The organism is Amycolatopsis sp. NPDC114504, from assembly GCF_055633595.1.
Genome location: NZ_JBVKDU010000006.1, coordinates 284429 through 298518, shown reverse-complemented (window position 1 = coordinate 298518; position 14090 = coordinate 284429). Strand labels below are relative to the sequence as shown.

Sequence of the window (14090 nt, the reverse complement as noted above, 5' to 3'; positions counted from 1 at the left end):
AAGTCAAGGCCGAGTTTCCGGTGATCAGGGGAGGTGCGCCGCATGCGTCCGACGATGGAGGACGTCGCCGCGCGGGCGGGGGTTTCCCGCGCACTGGTCTCCCTGGTGATGAGGAATTCACCGAAGGTCTCCGACGCCCGGCGCGCCGCTGTCCTGCGCGCGGCGGAAGAACTCGGCTACCAGCCGCACGTCATGGCGCGGTCGCTGGCCAGCCGGACGTCCACGGTGCTCGGCGTGATGGTCAACGACCTGCGCAACGCCTTCTTCGCCGACGTCGTCGAGGGGTTGGACGCGGCGGCGCAGGCCGCCGGCTTCGACCTCATCCTCAACACCGGCGGCCGCAGTCCCGCGCGCGAGTGGAACGCCCTGCACAACCTGCTTTCCTTTCGTCCGGCGGGAATCATCCTGCTCTCCCCGGTCGTGCCGGCGGCGTCGATCCAGCTCGCGGCCAAGCAGTGCCCGGTCGTGCTGGTCTCGCGGACGATCCGGTCGTCCACAGTGGACACGGTGAACGACGACGGCGAGGCGGGGTCCGCGCTGGCCGTCGACCACTTGGTCGGGCTCGGGCACCGGCGCATCGCCCACCTCGACGGCGGGGGCGCGGCGGGCGCGGCCCAGCGCCGCCGCGGGTTTCAGGAGGCGATGCGGCGGCACGGGCTCGATCCGGTCATCGTGCGCAGCGAACACACCGACACGGCGGGGGAGAAGTCCGTGAAGGAGCTGCTGGCGACGTACTCGCGGGCCGACTTGCCCACGGGTTTGGTGGCGGGCAACGACTTCAACGCCGTCGGCGCGATCTCGGCGCTCGAAGAGGCGGGGTTGCGCGTGCCCGAGGACGTCTCGGTCGTCGGCTACGACAACACGTCCTTGGCGGCACTGCGCCACCTTTCACTGACCACGGTGGACCAGCCGCGCACCGAAATGGGCCGGCTGGCCTTCGAAGCGCTGGTCGAACGCGTCCGCGGGGAGCGCACGGAGCCGGTCCGGCACCTGCTGCACCCGTCTTTGGTGGTCCGGGCGACCACCGCCGAGGTTCTGGCTACAGGAGGAGCACCACGATGAGGTTGGGACTGGCGGGCACCGGCCGGATCGGCACCGCGCACGCGGAGACGCTCAAGGGGTTCGACGAGGTCGAGTCGGTCGTCGTGGCCGACGTCGACCCCGCGCGTGCTCAGTCGGCTGCCGCGAAGCTCGGCGTCGAGACGGCATCCCTCGACGAGCTGTTCACCGCGGGCCTGGACGGCCTGGTCGTCACGGCCGCCACGGACGCGCACCCGGGCCTGATCATCGCGGCGGTCGACGCGGGCATCCCGGTGTTCTGCGAAAAGCCGGTCGCGGCGGATATCCCCGGCACCCTGGCGGTGATCGACCGCATCGGCGCGTCGGACGTCCAGGTCCAGATCGGCTTCCAGCGCCGGTTCGACGCGGGCTACGCGGCGGCGCGGGCGGCGGTGGCGTCGGGCGAGCTGGGCTGGCTGCACACGCTGCGCGCGACGACGTTCGACCCGGCACCCCCGCCGGCGGAGTACGTGGCGCACTCGGGCGGGTTGTTCCGCGACTGCGGCGTCCACGACTTCGACGTCATCCGCTGGGTGAGCGGCCGCGAGGTGGCCGAGGTGTACGCGATCGGCGCGAACCGCGGCGAGCGCTTCTTCGTGGAGGCGGGCGACGTCGACACGGCGGCGGCGACGCTGACCCTGGACGACGGAACGCTGGCGACGGTGTCCCTGACCCGCTACAACGGCGCGGGCTACGACGTGCGCTTGGACGTCCTGGGGTCGGTGTCGGGCGTGGTGGTCGGCCTGGACGACCGGGCGCCGCTGCGGTCGGTGGAGCCGGGCGTGGCCCCGCTGCCGGGGCCGGCGTACCCGGGGTTCATGGAGCGCTTCCGGCCCGCGTACACGACGGAGCTGCGGGCATTCCTGGACGTCGTCGCCGGCCGGGCGCCGTCGCCGTGTGTGGCGGCGGACGCGCTGGAGGCGTTCTACATCGCGGAGGCGTGTGAGGTCTCGCGTCGCGAACGGCGTCCGGTGAAGCTGACGGAGGTCCGGCGCTAGCTCAGCGCCGGGCCGCCAGCCGCGGCAGGATCTCCGTCCGCACGTACTCCAGCGCGTCCCGCTCGGGGACGATGTGCGGCCCCTGCACCCACACGACGCCGTGCCGGAGCGCGGCGGCCGTGACGCGCTCCCGCGGGGAACCCACCACCCCCGCGCCCAGTACCAGCGCGTCGACCACGCCGAGGCGGGTCAGGACGGCTTCCTCCGAGACGACGCCGTCCGCGGCGAGACCCGCCGCGGACAGCGCCGTCGTCACCCTCGAGACCGTGGCCGGGTTGCGGCCGAAGAGCAGCACCTTCATGCCGCCCAGCCTCACACCTCAAGGGCACTCGAGGTCAAGACAGTTCGAGCGTGGGCTGGTACATCTCGATCCAGTGGTACAGGTCGAGCAGCCGGTCCAGGCCGATCCGCGCCGCCGGGTCCATGGCCGCTGGGTCCACTTCGGACACTCGGTGCGCCCAGGCCTTGTCCACCAGGCCGAACACCTGGTGACCCGGCTCGGCCAGGACCTCCTTGACCTGCTGCTGCAACGCCGCCGCGTAGCCCGGGTCCTGCGTCGACGGGTACGGGCTCTTCACCCGCTGGGCCACCGACTCCGGCAGGACGTGCTTGGTCGCGTGGCGCAGGAGGCTCTTCTCCCGGCCGTCGAACGTCTTCAGCGACCACGGCGTGTTGTAGACGTACTCCACCAGCCGGTGGTCGCAGAACGGCACGCGGACCTCCAGGCCCACCGCCATCGACGCGCGGTCCTTGCGGTCGAGCAGCATCCGCACGAACCGGGTCAGGTGGAGGTTGCAGATGGTCCGCATCCGCGCCTCCAGCGCGGTCTCGCCGTCCAGGTGGTCGACCGCGGCGACCGCGGTGGCGTACTGGTCCGCGACGTAGGACTCGAGGTTCAGCTTCTGCCGCAGCTCGGTCGTGTACAGCGACGCCCGCTCGTCCATCATCGACGTCCGGAACGCCAGCCACGGGAACGTGTCCGCGTTGACGGCCTTCTCGTCGTGGAACCAGCGGTAGCCGCCGAACACCTCGTCGGCCGACTCGCCCGAGAGCGCCACCGTCGACTCGCCGCGGATCGCCTTGAACAGCAGGTACAGCGACGTGTCCATGTCGCCGAGGCCGGCCGGGATGTCGCGGGCCTTCAGCACCGCGCGGCGCACCGCCGGGTCGCTCAGCTCCGCCGGGTTCAGCATGACGTTCTGGTGCGCCGACCCGACCAGGTCGGCGACGTCGCGGATGTAGGGCGAGTCCGCGGTGTCGCGCATCTCGTCCGGCTTGAAGTTCTCCTCCTGGCCGAAGAAGTCGACGGAGAACGTCCGCAGCTGCTCGCCCTGCTCGGCGAGGTGCGGCGCGGCGAGCCCGGTGACGGCGCTGGAGTCCAAGCCACCCGACAGCAGCACGCAGCGCGGGACGTCGGCGACGAGCTGGCGGTGCACGATGTCGGTCATCAGCTCGCGGACGCGGGCGACCGTGGTCTCCTGGTCGTCGGTGTGCTGCTTCGCGTCGAGCTTCCAGTACGTGCGGGTGCGGACGCCCTCGCGGGACACGGTGACGATCGTGCCCGGCTGGACCTCCTCCATGCCCTTCCACAGCGACCAGCCGGGCCGCTTGGTGAACGCCATCAGCTCGCGCAGCCCGTCGGTGTCGACGACCTTGCTCGCCAGCGGGTTCGCCAGGATGGCCTTGGGCTCGGAGCCGAACAGGACGCCGTCGCGGGTCGGGTAGTAGTAGAACGGCTTGATGCCCATCCGGTCGCGGATCATGACGAGGCGGTCGTCGCGCTCGTCCCAGATCGCGAAGGCGTACATGCCGTTGAGGTGGTCGACGACCTCGTCGCCCCACTGCAGGTAGCCGTGCAGGACGACCTCGGTGTCGCTGTCGGTCTCCCACTTGTGGCCGAGCTTGGTCAGCTCTTCCTTCAGCTCGGTGAAGTTGTAGGCCTCACCGCTGTAGACCATCGCGACGTCGCCGTTCGGCGTGTGCACCGACATCGGCTGCCGGCCGCCGGGCAGGTCGATGATGGCCAGCCGCCGGTGGCCGAGCGCGACGTGCTTGCGGACCCAGGTGCCCTCGTCGTCCGGGCCGCGGCAGGACATGGTCGCCGTCATGGCGTCGACCACGTCCTGGCGGCGGGTGAGGTCGGCGTCGTAGGAAACCCAGCCGGCGATACCGCACATAGGTGATCCCCTCTCCCAAAGATTTACTTAGCCGATACAACTATCGGTAACACAGGTGTAACACGGCCCGAAGATCTTGTCTGCCCGAATTGCACGTTCCGCACTTGTTCGGTCACTCGTTGTGTCGCGAGTCACTAACCAACTGCATACAGTGATTAATCGGCAAACGTTTGCGTGACGCCCGCCACCCGCCATAAAGACGGCGTAAATGGGTGTCAGGAACGCATCAAGAGGCCGTCAGCCGCAGGTCGGGACGGGGTCCCGCCGCCGCACAGTGAACTGTCCGGTCACCGAACCCGGTGACCCGTCTTGAGAGGTGCCCTGTGGCCGACTTGCTCTACGCCGTCCTGCTGATCGGCGTGTTCGTGGTGCTCGCGCTCGCGCTGCGCGGGCTGGAGAAGCTGTGAGCGGCGCCGGGACCGTGGCCAACATCGTCGGCGGGCTGCTGGCGCTCGGCCTGCTCGTGTACCTGTTCGTCGCCTTGATCAGGCCGGAGAAATTCTGATGTCCGACACGACGGCCGGGCTCATCCAGCTCGGCCTCCTCCTCGCCGCCCTCGCCGCGGTCTACAAACCTCTCGGCGACTACCTGGCGCGCGTCTTCTCGACCGAGAAGCACTGGAAGCTCGAGAAAGGGCTGTACAAGCTCTTCCGCGTCAACCCGGACTCCGAGCAGCGCTGGCCGACCTACGCCGCGGGCGTGCTCGGCTTCTCGTTCGTCTCGGTCGTCCTGCTCTACCTGCTGCAGCGGCTCCAGCCGGTCCTGCCGTGGAACCTGGGCCGCGGCTCGGTGAGCCCGGGCGTCGCGTTCAACACGGCGGTTTCCTTCGTCACCAACACGAACTGGCAGTCCTACGTCCCCGAGACGACGATGGGCCACTTCGTGCAGATGGCCGGGCTGACCGTGCAGAACTTCCTGTCGGCGGGCGTCGGCCTGGCCGTGGCGATCGCGGTGACCCGCGGGTTCGTCCGGGCGAAGACCGACCGGCTCGGCAACTTCTGGGTGGACCTCACGCGCGGCACGGTCCGCGTCCTGCTGCCGATGGCGTTCGTCTTCGCGATCGTGCTGGTCGCGCTCGGCGTGGTGCAGAGCCTCAAGGCCGGCGTCGCCGTGACGAACCCGGACGGCAGCCACAGCGCCATCGCGCTGGCTCCGGCGGCGAGCCAGGAGGCGATCAAGGAGCTCGGCACCAACGGCGGCGGCATCCTCAACGCCAACTCCGCGCACCCGTTCGAGAACCCCACCGCGTGGACCAACCTCATCGAGCTGTTCCTGATCCTGGTGATCCCGGTCAGCCTGACCCGCGCGTTCGGCAAGATGGTCGGCAAGCCCAAGCAGGGGTACGTCCTGCTCGGCGTGATGAGCCTGCTCTGGGCCGCGTCGCTGGCGATCATCTGGTTCTCCGAAGCCAACGCGAGCAACCCGGCCGCACTGGCCGCGGGCGCGAGCATGGAAGGCAAGGAGCAGCGGTTCGGCATCGGGTTGACGTCGATCTTCGCCGACACCACCACGGGGACCTCGACCGGCGCGATCAACGGCGCCCACGACAGTCTCTCGGGCCTCGGCGGCGGGGGACCGCTGCTGAACATGCTCTACGGCGAGATCTCGCCGGGCGGCGTCGGCACCGGCCTCTACGGGATCCTGGTCATGGCGATCATCGCGATGTTCCTGGCCGGCCTGATGGTCGGGCGCACGCCGGAGTACCTGGGCAAGAAGCTCGGCAAGCGCGAGGTCACCGCGGCTGCGATCGCCATGCTCGCGATGCCGACCGTGGTGCTGCTCGGCTCCGGGATTGCGTTGCTGCTGCCGGACACGGCGGGCGCGCTCGGCAACGGCGGCGCGCACGGCCTGTCCGAAATCCTCTACGGCTACGCGTCCACCGGTAACAACAACGGCAGCGCGTTCGGCGGCCTGACCGCGACGAGCGACTGGTTCCAGTCGTCGTTCGGCGTCGCCATGGCGATCGGCCGGTTCGTGCCGATCCTCGCCGTGCTCTGCCTGGCCGGTTCCCTGGCCGCGCAGCGCAAGGTGCCCGAAACCGCGGGCACGCTGCCCACCACCGGGCCGCTGTTCGCCACCATGCTCACCGGCACGGTGGTGCTCGTCGCGGCCCTCACCTTCATCCCGGCGCTCGCGCTCGGGCCCATCGCGGAGGCACTCGCATGACCGTCACCGAAGAACGACCCCAGGTGACTCCCGCCGAACCCGCCGGCCGGGTCGGCGCCGGGGTGTTCAGCCCCCGCCAGCTCTGGACGTCCCTGCCGGACGCGTTCCGCAAGCTCAACCCGAAGCACCAGCTCGGCAACCCGGTGATGTTCGTGGTGTGGGTGGGGTCCGCGCTGACCACGGTCTTCGCGGTCACCGACCCGAGCGTGTTCACCATCCTGATCGCCGTCTGGCTCTGGTTCACGGTGCTCTTCGCGAACCTCGCCGAGGCTGTCGCGGAAGGGCGCGGCAAGGCGCAGGCGGAATCCCTGCGGCGGTCGAAGAAGGAGACCGTCGCCCGCCGCCTCACGTCGAGCGGCTCGGAAGAGCAGGTGCCCGGCGTCGAGCTGAAGATCGGCGACCTGGTCGTCGTCGAGGCGGGCCAGGTGATCCCGGGCGACGGCGACGTCGTCGAGGGCATCGCGACCGTCGACGAGTCGGCCATCACCGGCGAGTCGGCCCCGGTCATCCGGGAGTCCGGCGGCGACCGCAGCGCCGTCACCGGCGGTACGACGGTGCTGAGCGACCGGATCGTCGTCAAGATCACGACCAAGCCGGGCGAGTCCTTCGTGGACCGCATGATCGCGTTGGTGGAGGGCGCTTCGCGGCAGAAGACGCCGAACGAGATCGCGCTGACCATCCTGCTCTCGACGTTGACGATCATCTTCCTGCTCGCCGTCGTGGCGCTGCAGCCGATGGCCCGCTACTCCGGCAGCGAACAGTCGGTGATCGTGCTGACGGCGCTGCTGGTCTGCCTGATCCCGACGACGATCGGCGCGCTGCTGAGCGCCATCGGCATCGCGGGCATGGACCGCTTGGTGCAGCGCAACGTCCTCGCGACGTCGGGCCGCGCGGTGGAGGCCGCCGGCGACGTCTCGACACTGCTGCTCGACAAGACCGGCACCATCACCTTCGGCAACCGCCGGGCCACCGAGCTGATCCCGGTCGGAACGTCCACTATGGACGAACTCGCGCGGGCCGCCCGGCTGGCCAGCCTCGCCGACGAGACCCCCGAGGGCCGCAGCGTCGTCGAGCTGACCGCGGCCCACGCGGGCCAGGACGAGCGGGGCGAGTTCGTCCCCTTCACCGCGCAGACGCGGATGAGCGGCATGGACCTCGGCAACCGGCGGATCCGCAAGGGTGCCGCGTCCGCGGTCCGCGCCTGGGTGCGTGACAACGGCGGCGAGTTCCCCGACGAGACCGAGCGTGTCGTCGACGAGATCAGTGCCCAGGGCGGCACTCCGCTGGTCGTCGCCGAGGACACCGTGGTGCGCGGCGTGATCCGGCTGTCCGACGTCGTCAAGCCGGGCATGAAGGAGCGCTTCAAGGAGCTCCGGGCGATGGGCATCAAGACGGTGATGATCACCGGCGACAACCCCCTCACCGCCAAGGCCATCGCCGCGGACGCGGGCGTCGACGACTACCTCGCCGAGGCCAAGCCCGAAGACAAGATGGCGCTCATCAAGAAGGAGCAGGAAGGCGGTCGGCTGGTCGCGATGACCGGCGACGGCACCAACGACGCCCCCGCGCTCGCGCAGTCCGACGTCGGCGTCGCGATGAACACCGGCACGTCGGCCGCGAAGGAGGCCGGCAACATGGTCGACCTCGACAGCGACCCGACGAAGCTGATCGAGATCGTCGAGATCGGCAAGCAGCTGCTGATCACGCGCGGCGCGCTGACGACCTTCAGCGTCGCCAACGACCTCGCGAAGTACTTCGCGATCCTGCCCGCGATGTTCACCGGCATCTTCGCCCAGCTCGGCGCGCTCAACATCATGCACCTGGCCACGCCGAAGTCGGCGATCCTCAGCGCGGTCATCTTCAACGCGCTGATCATCGTCGTGCTGATCCCGCTGGCCCTGCGCGGCGTGCGGTACAAGCCGTCGTCGGCGTCGGCCCTGCTGCGCCGCAACCTGCTCGTCTACGGCCTCGGCGGCATCGTCAGCCCCTTCCTCGGGATCTGGCTGATCGACCTGCTCGTGCGCCTCATCCCTGGAATCGGGTGAACGTCGTGAACACTCTCGTCAAGCAGACGTGGGCCGGGCTGCGCGTCCTGCTCGTGATGACGGTCCTGCTCGGGATCCTCTACCCCCTGGCCGTGTGGGCCGTCGCCCGCATTCCCGGGCTGGAGGGCAACGCCGAAGGCTCGGTGGTCACGCAGAACGGGCAGGCGGTGGGGTCGTCGCTCATCGGCGTCGACCCCGTGCCGGCCGACCCGGCGCACGACCCGTGGTTCCACTCCCGGCCCTCGGCGGTCACCCCGGAGATGCCGTCCGGCGCGTCCAACAAGGGCCCGTACAACGAGGACCTCGTGAAGGCCATCGAGGAGCGGCGCGCCGCCATCGCCGGGCGCGAAGGCGTGTCACCCGGTCAGGTACCGCCGGACGCGGTGACGGCGTCGGGGTCCGGGCTCGACCCGGCGATCAGCGTCGCCTACGCCGACCTCCAGATCGCCCGCGTGGCCCGCGTGACCGGGTTGCCGGTGGATCGGGTGAAGCAGCTCGTCGAAGCGAACACCTCCGGCGCGGGAATCGGCGTCCCCGGCGTCAATGTGCTCCAGCTCAACTTGGCCGTGCAAGGTGCGGCCGGAGGGGCACACTGACAGCGTGACCACCGCGAACGCACCGAAGCCGCGCCGGGGAGAGCTGAGGATCTACCTCGGCGCGGCTCCGGGCGTCGGCAAGACCTTCGCCATGCTCGGCGAAGCGCGCCGGCGCCTGGACCGCGGCACGGACGTCGTCGTCGGGCTGGTGGAGACGCACGGCCGCGAGAAGACCGCGGTGCTGCTCGACGGCCTCGAGATCGTGCCGCGGCGCCCCGCCGGCCACCGCGGCCGCGAGTTCGACGAGATGGACGTCGACGCCATCCTCGCGCGTGCCCCGGAGGTCGCCGTCGTCGACGAGCTCGCGCACACCAACGTGCCCGGGTCACGCAACGCCAAGCGCTGGCAGGACGTCGAACAGCTCCTGGAAGCCGGGATCGACGTCCTGTCCACGGTCAACGTCCAGCACCTGCAGAGCCTCAACGACGTCGTCGAGCGGATCACCGGCGTCACCCAGCAGGAGACCGTGCCGGACGAGGTCGTCCGCCGCGCCGAACAGCTCGAGCTGGTCGACCTGACGCCGGAGGCGCTGCGGCGGCGGCTCGCCCACGGCAACATCTACCCGGCCGAGCGGATCGACGCCGCGCTCGGCAACTACTTCCGCCCCGGCAACCTCACTGCGCTGCGCGAGCTCGCCCTGCTCTGGGTCGCCGACCAGGTCGACGTCGCCCTGCAGCGCTACCGCGCCGAGCAGAGCATCACCGAGACCTGGGAGGCGCGCGAACGCGTCGTCGTCTCCATCACCGGCGGCGAGGAGAGCGAGACTCTCATCCGCCGCGCCAGCCGGATCGCCACCCGCGCCGGCGCCGAGCTGCAGGTCGTCCACATCCTGCGCGGTGACGGCCTCTCCGGGCTCGGACCGGCCGCGATCGCCCGCTGCCGGACGCTCGCCGAAGAGGTCGGCGCGACCTTCCACACCGTCGTCGGCGACGACGTCCCGACCGCCCTGCTGGACTTCGCCCGCGGCGTCAACGCGACCCAGCTGGTGATCGGCACCTCGCGGCGTTCGCGCGTGGCGCGGCTGTTCGACGAGGGCATCGGCGCCGGCGTCGTGCGGCAGTCCGGCTCGATCGACGTCCACATGGTCACCCACTCCGAGGCGGGCGGGCGCCTGCGGGCCCGGCTGAGCGCGAGCCCGCTGGGGTTCTCGCGGCTGGTCGCGGGCTGGGTGCTCAGCGTCGTCCTGCCGGTGCTGGTCACGGTCGTCGGGTTCTTCATCCCGGCCGGGCTCGACTTCGCCACCGACGTCATCTCCTACGTGCTCGCGACCGTCGTCGTGGCGCTGGTCGGCGGGCTCGGGCCGGCGCTCGTCGCGGCCGTGCTCGGCGCCGGGCTGCTGAACTTCTTCTTCACGCCCCCGCTGTACACGCTGACCGTGCACACCCCGCAGAACCTCGTGACGCTGATCGCGATGGTCGTCGTCGCGGTGCTCGTCGCGCTGGTCGTCGACCAGGCGGCGCGCCGGGCCACGCAGGCGGCGCGGGCGCGGACGGAGGCGGCGCTGCTCGCCTCGTACGCCCGGACCGTGCTGACCCACGCGAACCCGATCGAGCGGCTGCTGGAGAAGGTGCGCGAGAACTTCGCGCTGACGTCGGTGACGCTGCTGGAGAAGCAGGACGGCGTCTGGCAGGGCGTCGCGACCGCGGGGGAGCACCCGTGCGCCGACCCGGACGAGGCCGACGTCGACATCGCCGTCACCGCCGACGTGCACCTGACGCTGCGCGGGCGCGCGTTGCCGGCGGCCGACCGGCGGGTGCTCGAAGCCGTGGCCGGGCAGGCGCTGCTCGCCCTGCGCCAGCAGCGGACGGCCGCCGCCGCGGCGCGCGCCGAGCGCAAGGCCGAGGCGACCGAGCTGCGCACGACGCTGCTGTCCGCGGTCGGGCACGACCTGCGGACGCCGCTGACGTCGATCAAGGCGTCGATCGGCAGCCTGCGCGCGCCCGACCTCGCACTGTCCGAAGAGGACACCGCCGAGCTGATGGAGGCCATCGAGCTGTCGGCCGACCGGCTGGCCGGGCTGATCGACAACCTCCTGGACTCCTCGCGCCTGGCCACCGGCGCGGTGAAGCCGCACCTGCGCCCGGTCGGCTACGACGAGATCGTCGCCCACGCGTTGTCCAATGTGGACTCCTCGGACGCGGTGCGGGTGGCGGTCGACGACCGGCTCCCGGCGGTGCTGGCCGATCCGGGCCTGCTGGAGCGCGTCGTGGCGAACGTGCTGGACAACGCCCTGCGCCACGGCGGGGCCCCGGTGTCGGCGCGGGCTTCCGCGCACTCCGGCCACGTGGAGCTGCGGATCGTCGACCACGGCAAGGGGCTGCGCAAGGGGACCGCGGACTCGGCGTTCGCGCCGTTCCAGCGGCTCGGCGGCGACCGGGACACGACGCCGGGCGTCGGGCTCGGGCTGTCGGTGGCGAAGGGGTTCACCGAGGCGATGGGCGGCACGATCCGCGCCGAGGACACGCCGGGCGGCGGGCTGACAGTCGTGGTCTCGCTGCCCGCGTTCAGCGTCGAGTTCCAAGAAGAGGGGGTGCGATGAGCGACACGGGCGCCACCGTGCTGGTGGTGGACGACGAGCCGCAGATCGTGCGGGCGCTGCGGATCAACCTGAACGCCCGCGGCTACAAGGTGATCACCGCGCACGACGGCACGGCCGCGCTCAAGGCGGTCGCCGAGACCAAGCCGGACGTCGTGGTGCTCGACCTCGGGCTGCCCGACCTGGACGGCACCGAGGTCATCGCGGGCCTGCGCGGCTGGACGACGGTCCCGATCATCGTGCTGTCCGCGCGCGGCGACTCGGCCGACAAGGTCCAGGCCCTCGACGCGGGCGCGGACGACTACGTCACGAAGCCGTTCGGGATGGACGAGCTGCTGGCCCGGCTGCGGGCAGCGGTCCGCCGCTCGGCGGTGACGGGCGCGGACGACGTGGACGCGGTGGTGGAGACGTCGTCGTTCAGCGTGGACCTGGCCGCGAAGAAGGTCCGCCGCACCGACGGCGTGGAGGTCCACCTGACGAAGACGGAGTGGGGCGTGCTGGAGCTGCTGGTCCGCAACCGCGGCCGGCTGGTGGCGCAGAAGCAGCTGCTGCACGAGGTGTGGGGCCCGTCGTACGAGCGGGAGTCCCACTACCTGCGGGTGTACCTGGCCCAGCTGCGGCGCAAGCTGGAGCCGGAGCCGTCGCGGCCCCGCCACCTGCTCACCGAGCCGGGGATGGGTTACCGCTTCGAGGTCTAGGACGCCGTCCGGCGGGGTACCTCACCGGCATGGACGGGTCGAAGACGTGGCTGCTCGGCGGTGAGCGCATCCCGCCGGTGATCGTGCTGACGCTGGCGGTCGGGGCGACCTTCGGGGTGACCGGCTGGATCCTCACGGCCTTCGACGGCGAAGAGGTCGGCTGGGCGAGGTGGCTGCGCATCGCGGCCGCGGGCGCCGGGGCGCTGCTGACGGTCTACCTGTGGAGGCTGTTCGCCCACCGGCTCCGCCGCGACGGCTAGCACCGGTGACCGGGGGGAAGTGGGTTTCCGGCGGCCGGCTGCCGGCGAAGGCCGCCTTGGCACTGGCGATCACGTGGACCGTGTGCGCGCTCGGCTTCGGCTTGATCGCCTTCGTCGGGGGAGTGGCGCCGGGGTGGCGAGGGACGCTCCACGTCGTGGTGACGGCGGGCGGCGTGCTCCTGGCCGGGTGTTACTGGTTCCGGTACGCGCAGGCGAGCCGGGAGCGTGGATGAGCTAGCCGGAACGCTGGTGACAGCGGTTTCGCGCATCTTGAGACGGCCGGCCCTTTCGCTGCGCGTGCGTGATGCTCTCGCTCGGTCCGGACATGCCGAAGGCCACCGCCGCGGCGGTGGCCTTCGCTGTTCGCTGTCTTACTGCGCGCGCGTGGTGCTCCCGGTCGCGGACGGGGAGTCGCTCGTGCCCGGCGACGGCGAACCTGCGGTGCTGGTGCCGCCACCGCCGGTCGACGACGTCGTGGTCGTCGGAGGCGTCGTCGTGGGGTCCGGTGTCGTGGTCGGCGTCGTCGTCTTGGGTGTCGTCGGCGTCGTCGAGGTCACCGGGGGCGGGTTGCCCGTGTCGTCGCGGGGCGGCGGGGGTGGGTCGGCGTGGGTGACCACCGTGGTCGTCGTCTTGCCGTCCGGGCTGATCGACACGACCGTGCTCGGCGCGGTCGAGGACGTCGCCGACTCGCTCGACGTCGGCGCGCCGACGGTCGACGGGCCGGCCGACGACGGGGTGTTCGGCACCGTCTGCAGGCCGGCCTGCGAAGTGCCCTGGCCGCCGGTGCCACCGGTGCCGCCCGCGGTGGTGGCGGGGTCCGGGCCGGCGAGCTCGGCGACCGCGGCGAACGCGGTCGCGACCACCAGGCCGGCCACCCCGAGCACGACGTACCCGGTGCGGTTCGGTTTGCTGCTCTTGGGCGGGGCGGTGTCGATCCTGCTCACGTGCGAGCTCGATGCGGACCCGTCGGGGCGGGGCATTGCAGGCTCCTCGGGGGGCTCGGGAGAGGCTGGGGATACGCCGTGCGAGGCCGTTAATCGATCACTGCTTTCCCGAGCGGGGGAACCCGGGAGGACGACCTCGGCGGCGAGGCTATCACCGTCGGTGCCCTATTCGCCCAGGTAGTGGGCCTGTGCGATCACTGTGTGCAGTCGAAGTGTCCGGAAGGGATGAAAGCGTGAGTGAGGGACAAACGAACACCAGATTGACGGCGTGGGTCCGCGGGCGCGTCCAGGGTGTCGGTTTCCGCTGGTGGACCCGTAGCCGGGCGCTCGAGCTCGGACTGGTGGGCAGTGCCCGCAACATGCCCGACGGGCGTGTCGAGGTCATAGCGGAGGGTGATCGAGACCACTGTGAGCGGTTGCTGACCGCCCTGCGGTCCGGAGAATCACCCGGAAGTGTGGAGAACGTCGTCGAGCGCTGGTCCGACCCGAAAGGGGGACTCGGCGGCTTCCTCGAACGCTGACGCGGGCCTTGGTACTTCCGGGGCGGGTGTGACGCAGGAGGTTGCTGAGGCCTCCGAAGCTATGCTAAGGCGCGCCGATGAGGGGGCGCG

The 14090-nt window shown here is 71.1% G+C and carries 14 protein-coding genes; 11 read left to right on the top strand and 3 right to left on the bottom strand.

Features of this window, described 5'->3' with window-relative positions; all coding sequences use genetic code 11:
* The first annotated feature begins 42 nt into the window (after window positions 1-42).
* Window positions 43-1062 (top strand): LacI family DNA-binding transcriptional regulator, encoded by a 1020-nt coding sequence (locus ACZ7PG_RS43175; RefSeq protein WP_470245000.1) that lies wholly within the window; start codon window positions 43-45, stop codon window positions 1060-1062.
* Window positions 1059-2057 (top strand): Gfo/Idh/MocA family protein, encoded by a 999-nt coding sequence (locus tag ACZ7PG_RS43170; RefSeq protein WP_470244999.1) that lies wholly within the window; start codon window positions 1059-1061, stop codon window positions 2055-2057. The genes ACZ7PG_RS43175 and ACZ7PG_RS43170 overlap by 4 nt, the downstream gene beginning before the upstream one ends.
* 1 nt (window position 2058) lies before the next feature.
* Here the strand turns inward: ACZ7PG_RS43170 and ACZ7PG_RS43165 are convergent, their stop codons facing one another.
* Entirely contained in the window at window positions 2059-2358 is a 300-nt protein-coding gene (locus ACZ7PG_RS43165; protein ID WP_470244998.1) for a hypothetical protein, read from the bottom strand.
* Window positions 2359-2392: 34 nt separating this feature from the next.
* A complete protein-coding gene (asnB, locus tag ACZ7PG_RS43160; protein WP_470244997.1) occupies window positions 2393-4234 on the bottom strand; it encodes an asparagine synthase (glutamine-hydrolyzing) in 1842 nt (613 codons plus the stop codon).
* Between the two features lie 403 nt (window positions 4235-4637).
* On the opposite strand from asnB, the gene kdpF reads away from it, so the two are divergent.
* The 8 genes from kdpF to ACZ7PG_RS43120 are packed head-to-tail and all read left to right on the top strand — an operon-like array spanning window position 4638 to window position 12768.
* Window positions 4638-4739, top strand: a complete 102-nt coding sequence (gene kdpF / locus ACZ7PG_RS43155) for a K(+)-transporting ATPase subunit F (RefSeq protein WP_328443292.1) — start codon at window positions 4638-4640, stop codon at window positions 4737-4739.
* A complete protein-coding gene (gene kdpA / locus ACZ7PG_RS43150) occupies window positions 4739-6400 on the top strand; it encodes a potassium-transporting ATPase subunit KdpA (RefSeq protein ID WP_470244996.1) in 1662 nt (553 codons plus the stop codon). Before kdpF ends, kdpA begins: the two co-directional genes overlap by 1 nt.
* Window positions 6397-8445 (top strand): potassium-transporting ATPase subunit KdpB, encoded by a 2049-nt coding sequence (gene kdpB / locus ACZ7PG_RS43145; protein WP_470244995.1) that lies wholly within the window; start codon window positions 6397-6399, stop codon window positions 8443-8445. The genes kdpA and kdpB overlap by 4 nt, the downstream gene beginning before the upstream one ends.
* Before the next feature lie 5 nt (window positions 8446-8450).
* Complete coding sequence (locus ACZ7PG_RS43140; RefSeq protein WP_470244994.1) at window positions 8451-9041, top strand: potassium-transporting ATPase subunit C; 591 nt, start codon at window positions 8451-8453, stop codon at window positions 9039-9041.
* 4 nt (window positions 9042-9045) lie between these two features.
* On the top strand, window positions 9046-11580 hold the full coding sequence (locus tag ACZ7PG_RS43135; RefSeq protein ID WP_470244993.1) for a sensor histidine kinase: 2535 nt from the start codon (window positions 9046-9048) through the stop codon (window positions 11578-11580).
* Window positions 11577-12275 carry a response regulator gene (locus tag ACZ7PG_RS43130; RefSeq protein WP_470244992.1) on the top strand — a complete coding sequence of 233 codons (699 nt, stop codon included), beginning with the start codon at window positions 11577-11579 and terminating at the stop codon, window positions 12273-12275. Before ACZ7PG_RS43135 ends, ACZ7PG_RS43130 begins: the two co-directional genes overlap by 4 nt.
* A gap of 29 nt (window positions 12276-12304) precedes the next feature.
* Window positions 12305-12535, top strand: a complete 231-nt coding sequence (locus ACZ7PG_RS43125) for a hypothetical protein (protein WP_470244991.1) — start codon at window positions 12305-12307, stop codon at window positions 12533-12535.
* 5 nt (window positions 12536-12540) lie between these two features.
* Entirely contained in the window at window positions 12541-12768 is a 228-nt protein-coding gene (locus ACZ7PG_RS43120) for a hypothetical protein (protein WP_470244990.1), read from the top strand.
* Window positions 12769-12906: 138 nt separating this feature from the next.
* Here ACZ7PG_RS43120 and ACZ7PG_RS43115 read toward each other — a convergent pair whose 3' ends face one another.
* Entirely contained in the window at window positions 12907-13479 is a 573-nt protein-coding gene (locus ACZ7PG_RS43115; protein ID WP_470244989.1) for a hypothetical protein, read from the bottom strand.
* A 233-nt stretch (window positions 13480-13712) separates the two neighbouring features.
* On the opposite strand from ACZ7PG_RS43115, the gene ACZ7PG_RS43110 reads away from it, so the two are divergent.
* On the top strand, window positions 13713-14000 hold the full coding sequence (locus ACZ7PG_RS43110) for an acylphosphatase (protein WP_470244988.1): 288 nt from the start codon (window positions 13713-13715) through the stop codon (window positions 13998-14000).
* The last annotated feature ends 90 nt before the right edge of the window (window positions 14001-14090 follow it).

Excerpts from the sequence above, each read along its gene's own strand:
- ACZ7PG_RS43175 (WP_470245000.1), top strand. The coding sequence starts at position 43 with ATGCGTCCGACGATGGAGGACGTCGCCGCGCGGGCGGGGGTTTCCCGC.
- ACZ7PG_RS43170 (WP_470244999.1), top strand. The coding sequence starts at position 1,059 with ATGAGGTTGGGACTGGCGGGCACCGGCCGGATCGGCACCGCGCACGCG.
- ACZ7PG_RS43165 (WP_470244998.1), bottom strand. The coding sequence starts at position 2,358 with ATGAAGGTGCTGCTCTTCGGCCGCAACCCGGCCACGGTCTCGAGGGTG.
- asnB (WP_470244997.1), bottom strand. The coding sequence starts at position 4,234 with ATGTGCGGTATCGCCGGCTGGGTTTCCTACGACGCCGACCTCACCCGC.
- kdpA (WP_470244996.1), top strand. The coding sequence starts at position 4,739 with ATGTCCGACACGACGGCCGGGCTCATCCAGCTCGGCCTCCTCCTCGCC.
- kdpB (WP_470244995.1), top strand. The coding sequence starts at position 6,397 with ATGACCGTCACCGAAGAACGACCCCAGGTGACTCCCGCCGAACCCGCC.
- ACZ7PG_RS43130 (WP_470244992.1), top strand. The coding sequence starts at position 11,577 with ATGAGCGACACGGGCGCCACCGTGCTGGTGGTGGACGACGAGCCGCAG.
- ACZ7PG_RS43125 (WP_470244991.1), top strand. The coding sequence starts at position 12,305 with ATGGACGGGTCGAAGACGTGGCTGCTCGGCGGTGAGCGCATCCCGCCG.